We start from the raw sequence: 5,498 nt of genomic DNA on the forward strand, positions 1-5,498 counted from the left end.
GTAAATTTTCAGCGTTGCTGGCTCCCCGTCAGCCGGATTGGGTTGCATCGCAGGGGTGTCGAAAGAGTCAACTGCGGTCCAAAGCTGTTGGACTTGGGTGAAAAGGGCGTTTATTCTTCCTATACGTAGGTTTGCAAATCCTTCTTTAATTGCTTCTTCCGTTAAGGAACTAATCCACAATCTTTTGATAGGTGCTTTCGTTCCTGACTTTAAGAATACCCATCGCTGGATAACCTCTCCTTCTTGTCCAGCATCCCCGCAGTTGATAATTTCTTCGGCGTTTACAAGAAGTTGTTTGACAATTTTAAATTGCTTTTTAATTCCTTCATCATCTATGACCTTAATTCCAAATCGAGAAGGAATCATGGGCAATTTTCTTAAATCCCAATATTTCCATTCCGGTAAATAATCGTTTGGTTCTTTAAGCGTGCACAAATGCCCGAAAGTCCAGGTTACTTGATATCCATTACCTTCGTAATACCCATCTTTACGAGTATTAGCACCGATAATGGCAGCGATATCCTTGGCAACACTTGGTTTCTCAGCAATGCAAACTTTCATGAATTAACGCGTAAATTTCTTTATATTAAATGAATAAAGATGTTTTTCATCTTTATCTTGTTCTAAAATATCTTCTTCTTCCCATTCTACCCAATTTACAAAAGGGAAAAAGGTGTCAGCTTCTTCAAATGTGTTATGTACTTGTGTGACATACATTTCATTTAAAAGTCCTGTTTCTAAGGCCAGTTGGTAGATTTGAGCACCACCAATAATGAAGCATGTTAAGTCTTTTCCTTCAAGATGTTGTGCGACTTCTTTTAAATCATAAATCACTGTTGCACCTTCTGCACTATAGTTTTTATCTCGTGTTAAAACGAAGTTTAAACGATTTGGAAGCGGTCTGTACTTCTGAGGAATAGATTCCCAATTTTTTCTTCCCATTACAACAGCGTGACCCGTTGTCGTTTCCTTAAAAAATTGCATATCTCTTGGTAAGTGCCAAAGCAAATCATTGTTAGCACCCATTTCTCGGTGTTTCCCAATTGCAACAATTAAGCTATATTTAATACCCATTTCTGTTTCCTTATATTTTAAAGCTAATTAAATTGCAACAGCTGCTTTAATGTGTGGATGTGGATCGTATCCAACTAATTCAAAATCTTCAAATTTAAAAGAGAAAATATCTTTAACATCTGGATTTATTTTCATTGTTGGAAGTGGACGTAATTCTCTAGATAATTGAAGCTTAGCTTGGTCAAAATGGTTGGAATACAAATGCGTATCTCCAAAAGTATGAACGAAGTCTCCAGCCTCCAATCCACAAACTTGCGCTAGCATCATTGTAAACAATGCGTAGCTTGAGATGTTAAAAGGAACACCCAAGAAAACGTCTGCTGAACGTTGGTAGAGTTGACAACTTAATTTTCCATTTGCAACATAGAACTGGAACATGTTGTGACAAGGAGGTAAAGCCATTTTATGAATGTCTGCTACGTTCCACGCACTTACGATATGTCTTCTCGATTCCGGATTGTTTTTCAAACCATCTATCAAGATTTTAATCTGATCAATAGTTCCACCTTTACCGTCGGGCCAAGAACGCCATTGATGACCATAAACAGGTCCAATATTACCATCTTCGTCCGCCCATTCGTCCCAGATTGAAACTTTATTGTCTTTTAAATATTTAATATTGGTATCACCACTAATAAACCATAGAAGTTCATGAATAATCGAACGAAGGTGTAATTTCTTTGTTGTAATTACCGGAAAACCTTTACTCCGAGCTCCTAGTCGCGAGTTGCAGCGACGGCATCGTCGGCTGTTGCACCTTGTCGGCCGAGGATCCCGAGTTCTGGCCCGACGCCCTCAAGGGGGAGGCCGCATATCTGCACAAGCTCGCGGTGCGACGGACACATGCGGGCCGGGGTGTCAGCTCCGCGCTGATCGAGGCTTGCCGCCATGCCGCGCGAACGCAGGGGTGCGCCAAGCTGCGGCTCGACTGCCACCCGAACCTGCGTGGCCTATACGAGCGGCTCGGATTCACCCACGTCGACACTTTCAATCCCGGCTGGGATCCAACCTTCATCGCAGAACGCCTAGAACTCGAAATCTAACGTCCGTTCGGGCATCGAGGTCCATGTCGGGGTGGGACGGGCCCGTGGCTTCAAGATCACTTGCAGTCCGACCGCGATGTCTTGGTTGCGCGAGAGGTTGTCGACAGGCCATGCTGAGTGTGCGATGGTTGATCGCTTCCTCGCCGCTCTCCACGGCGACGATGGCCGCCGCCATCAGCAAGTGCGCCAGTTCCCCTATGGTGCCCTCGCTGCGTGTGAGCAGGTAGCGAGCCATGTCCAGCGTGGCAATTGGGGAAGGCCGGCGCAGCGGGAGCGAAGCGGCGAAGCTGGCCAGCAGTGAGCAGCAATCGTCGTTGGCCTCCCATACCGGCAGCATCATCGGCTCGAAGCGATTTTCCAACTGGTCATCGGAGCGGATGGCTAGGTAGGCGTCGCGCGTGCCTACCCCAACCAACGGGATGCGCAGTTCGTTGCCGAGGAAGCGCAGCAGGTTGAGGAATTCCCGGCGGTTGACGCTGTTGCCGGCCAGCACGTTGTGCAGCTCGTCGATCACCAGCATGCGCACGCCGACCTTGCGCAGCAGTGCCAGAGCCAGTTGCTCCATTTCCGGCAACCGTGGGCGTGGGCGCAGCGGCGCGCCCATCGCGGCGAGCAGCGCGACGTAGAAGCGGATCACGGACGGCTCGGACGGCATCTGCACGACCAACACCGGGATGTGCTCCTGGTCGGCGTCGGAGCTGGCCGGGTGGGTGCGGCGGAACTTCTCGACGTTCATCGACTTGCCATTGTTGGTCGGGCCAACCAGCAGCAGGTTGGGCATGCGTTGCTTGTTTGGCCACGCATAAAGGGCTTCCAGCCGGTTCAGCGCCTCGACTGCGCGCGGATAGCCGATCCAGCGGTCGGCGCGAAGGCGCTGGATGCGCTCGTCCGCCGGAAGACGGGCCAAGCCCTGGGCCGCCGGCAGCAGGTGGGACAGGTCGATGATGGGATATTCGTCCACGGCTACCACTCCTCAATCTGGTCGAACGGTTTGGCGGGTGGCAAGTTGTCTGCCTGCGGGTCGGCAATATCCGTATCCGGCGGAACGGGCTTGTCCGGCCGAGCTGATGTCTTGAGGTGCTGGCGGCGATCCGCGTCACGCCGCGCCTTGCGTGTGGCCTTCTGCGCGCTGGTCACAATCTCACGCATCTGGCCGATCATGCGGAACAGCGCCGACTCATCCACCTGTTCGCGCCCTTGCTGCCGCAGTTTCGCCAGCGCCTGCCGTTGTTCCCAGAGGGTGACAGCCGGATGCGACAAGGTACGGTAGGGAATTTCCAGGTAATGCTGTCCCTCCGGTTCCAGGACCCAGATACGGCTGATGTCGCGCGGATCGCGCCGGATCAGAAAGGACGGCCAGCGTTCACGCCGCGCAATCCACGGCTTGAGCGCATCGGCGTAGTAGTGGATGTGGTCGATGACAAAGCCGGTGCGGGTCAGCGTGCGCCGGAGGATCGGCAGAAAATCGACCAGGAACGAAGTAGCGCGTGTGACGACGGCCGGTACGCCGACACGCGCCACGGCCTCGGCCCAGCGCGCGGCCGGCGGTTGGAGCAGGCCGTTGTGCACCGAACCGTGGTAGGTGCCGACCGCCAATGTGAGCCAGCGCTCTAGCTCGCGCAGCGTCAGGGCGGCCTTGTTTTCGGAATCGTAGTCGCCGCGCTGGTCAGGGTTGGAGAAGGTCGTTCCCGGCAGTTCGTCGTGAATCATCTGCATCGCCGTGCCGATGATCCGTTCCACGATGCCGCCATAGTGCGGCTGTCCCAGCGGGCGATAGTCCAGCCGGATGCCATGCTGCTCGCAACCCCGGCGCAGGGCCTCGCTCTTGAACTCGGCCGCGTTGTCTAGGTAGAGCAGCAAGGGCTTGCCGCTCATCTGCCAATCCATTTCCACGTTCAGTCCTTCCAGCCAAGGGCGCTTGTCGCAGGCGACATGCACGAGGCACAGGCCAACCGAAACGGCAGACGGCGCTTCCAGCGTGACGACCATGCCGAGCACGCAGCGGGTGAACACGTCGATGGCGAGGGTCAGGTACGGGCGGCCAATAGGTTGCCGGTCGCGGTCATCGACCACGATCAGGTCGATGACCGTATGGTCTATCTGCACCTGCTCCAGCGGCGCGGTCACGGCAGGAGGCTCGCCGCCCACACCTTGTAGGTCACGAGCGGCATCCTGGCCTTCCCGCCGGCGGATGACCTTGCGCGGGTCAAGGCTAGCGATCCGTAAGGCCACGGTATTGCGCGCCGGCACTCGCAGTTTTTGAGCCTTGCACACCTGAGTGACTTCGCGGTGAAAGGCCGCTAGGCTGCGCTTCTGCTTGGTCAGGAACCGCTTTTGCAGTAGCTCGTGGATGACGCGCTCGACCGGTTCCGGCAAGCGCCCCTTACCTTTACCTCCACCGGACTGGCCGGGCACCAGATCCGTCACGAGGCCGCTGCCTTGCCGGGCACGCCGGATCAGAACGTATACCTGGCGCCGAGACAAGCCCAGCGCCTGAGCCGCCATATCGGCCGCTTCGTGCCCGACCGTCTCCGACTGCGCCAACGGACTGATGATCTCCGCACGACGGCGCGCACGCTCCCAAGCCTCATCAGGCAGAGTGGCCACGCCTTGTTCTGGAATCCGTGGGGTGTCCGTCGCCATGCTCACCTCGCTTTGGTGCACACGAGTATTGAGCATAGTCGAGATTGGTGCAGATCACTTCTGATATTGAACTGTCAGGAGCTGGCTGCACAACAGCCATTACGCCCAATCAACTGGTGCAGTCGTCTTCTGAAAATGACAGCCGAGCTGGCCGGGTACAGTGCGGCCCAGGTGAAACGGATATGGGCCGAGGTCAGCCAGGCCGAAGCGAAGCAGCACGGCGCGTTCGTGGAGGACGCATTGACGGAAGCCGATGCCCTGGCCGCTGTCGGCCAGGATGAGCGCCAGGAGGAAAGGGCATGAAGAAGCCGAACCAAGACGACGAGCCGTTTTTCATCACCGAGGAGATTGCGGCCGAAATGATCGCCGGCGGCTATGAGTTCGAGCTGCCGCCCATTCCTTGCACCATCCGCCTACGCGACGTGCTGGAGCGCATGACCGATGCTGAGCTAGCATTGCAGCCGGGCGAGATCGCCGACCAGGAGCGTGAACGCTGCCGGCGCAAGCCGTGTTCAACCTCATGATCTGGTCATGGTATTTTTCATGGCACTGAGCCTGATAGTTCTTGCAAATTGTTGTCACTAAAGGGTTTTGTGTGCTTGTTTACAATCGAGTGGGAGTGACGGGCACTGGCTGGCAATGTCTAGCAACGGCAGGCATTTCGGCTGAGGGTAAAAGAACTTTCCGCTAAGCGATAGACTGTATGTAAACACAGTATTGCAAGGACGCGGAACATGC

Annotated in this window: 5 protein-coding genes and 3 pseudogenes; 3 read left to right on the forward strand and 5 right to left on the reverse strand. The window is 54.8% G+C overall.

Translation table 11 applies throughout. From position 1 onward, the window contains the following. The 3 genes and pseudogenes from FTU79_RS16055 to FTU79_RS16065 form a co-directional block, all read right to left on the reverse strand. Positions 1-561: toprim domain-containing protein (locus tag FTU79_RS16055; protein WP_257222118.1), on the reverse strand; the 561-nt coding region annotated here is incomplete at its 3' end. A 3-nt stretch (positions 562-564) separates the two neighbouring features. Beyond that, entirely contained in the window at positions 565-1,074 is a 510-nt protein-coding gene (gene dfrA20 / locus FTU79_RS16060) for a trimethoprim-resistant dihydrofolate reductase DfrA20 (RefSeq protein WP_179990692.1), read from the reverse strand. A 27-nt stretch (positions 1,075-1,101) separates the two neighbouring features. Further along, positions 1,102-1,782 (reverse strand): annotated as a pseudogene (locus FTU79_RS16065) (thymidylate synthase); the annotation flags it as partial. Between FTU79_RS16065 and FTU79_RS16070 the strand changes: the two are divergent. Further along, positions 1,776-2,117, forward strand: a pseudogene (locus FTU79_RS16070) (GNAT family N-acetyltransferase); the annotation flags it as partial. The pseudogenes FTU79_RS16065 and FTU79_RS16070 overlap by 7 nt on opposite strands. Here the strand turns inward: FTU79_RS16070 and FTU79_RS16075 are convergent. Both FTU79_RS16075 and FTU79_RS16080 read right to left on the reverse strand, forming a co-directional pair. Further along, positions 2,086-3,078, reverse strand: a complete 993-nt coding sequence (locus FTU79_RS16075; protein ID WP_179990694.1) for a TniB family NTP-binding protein — start codon at positions 3,076-3,078, stop codon at positions 2,086-2,088. The pseudogene FTU79_RS16070 and the gene FTU79_RS16075 sit on opposite strands and share 32 nt — an antisense overlap. A 2-nt stretch (positions 3,079-3,080) precedes the next feature. Beyond that, complete coding sequence (locus tag FTU79_RS16080; protein ID WP_000179844.1) at positions 3,081-4,760, reverse strand: Mu transposase C-terminal domain-containing protein; 1,680 nt, start codon at positions 4,758-4,760, stop codon at positions 3,081-3,083. A 129-nt stretch (positions 4,761-4,889) separates the two neighbouring features. On the opposite strand from FTU79_RS16080, the pseudogene FTU79_RS16090 reads away from it, so the two are divergent. Both FTU79_RS16090 and FTU79_RS16095 read left to right on the forward strand, forming a co-directional pair. After that, positions 4,890-5,063 (forward strand): annotated as a pseudogene (locus FTU79_RS16090) (resolvase); the annotation flags it as partial. Continuing rightward, positions 5,060-5,284 carry a hypothetical protein gene (locus tag FTU79_RS16095; RefSeq protein ID WP_000743213.1) on the forward strand — a complete coding sequence of 75 codons (225 nt, stop codon included), beginning with the start codon at positions 5,060-5,062 and terminating at the stop codon, positions 5,282-5,284. The pseudogene FTU79_RS16090 and the gene FTU79_RS16095, both read left to right, overlap by 4 nt. The last annotated feature ends 214 nt before the right edge of the window (positions 5,285-5,498 follow it).

It is taken from the genome of Acinetobacter sp. YH12144, from assembly GCF_013418345.1.
GTDB lineage: Bacteria > Pseudomonadota > Gammaproteobacteria > Pseudomonadales > Moraxellaceae > Acinetobacter > Acinetobacter amyesii.

What these genes read in the sequence shown, in the direction of transcription:
- FTU79_RS16080 (WP_000179844.1), bottom strand. Translation starts at nt 4,760, where the DNA reads ATGGCGACGGACACCCCACGGATTCCAGAACAAGGCGTGGCCACTCTG.
- FTU79_RS16095 (WP_000743213.1), top strand. Translation starts at nt 5,060, where the DNA reads ATGAAGAAGCCGAACCAAGACGACGAGCCGTTTTTCATCACCGAGGAG.
- dfrA20 (WP_179990692.1), bottom strand. Translation starts at nt 1,074, where the DNA reads ATGGGTATTAAATATAGCTTAATTGTTGCAATTGGGAAACACCGAGAA.